1 pseudogene is annotated in these 278 nt (G+C 72.7%); it reads right to left on the bottom strand.

The annotated features are described in order from the left end of the window. Positions 1-278 (bottom strand): annotated as a pseudogene (locus ACZ3HG_RS23440) (hypothetical protein); the annotation flags it as partial.

Below are 278 nucleotides of genomic sequence, written 5' to 3'. Positions count from 1 at the left end.
ACGCGCCGCGGGGCCCCGCTGTCGGCGATCTCCCGGCCGATGCGGACACCCTCGTCGACGGTCATGTGCGGGCTCGTGAACTCGATGACCGCGCTTCGATCGGCGGCTGTGTCGAGCACACCGCGCCGTCGGTCGCGACACTGAGGGATCGAGACGGGGCCGTTCACCAGGGTGAGTCCCTCGCCGCCAGCGGACAGCAGATGCCGCGTCGCGAGAGCGCCACCGGCGACGTCGTCGACCGCGACGGCGCACCCGTCGTGCTGGTCGACCACGCGGTC

This window comes from Erwinia sp. PME.40.26/001 (assembly GCF_055556675.1).
This window is presented reverse-complemented; position numbering and strand designations above follow the sequence as displayed.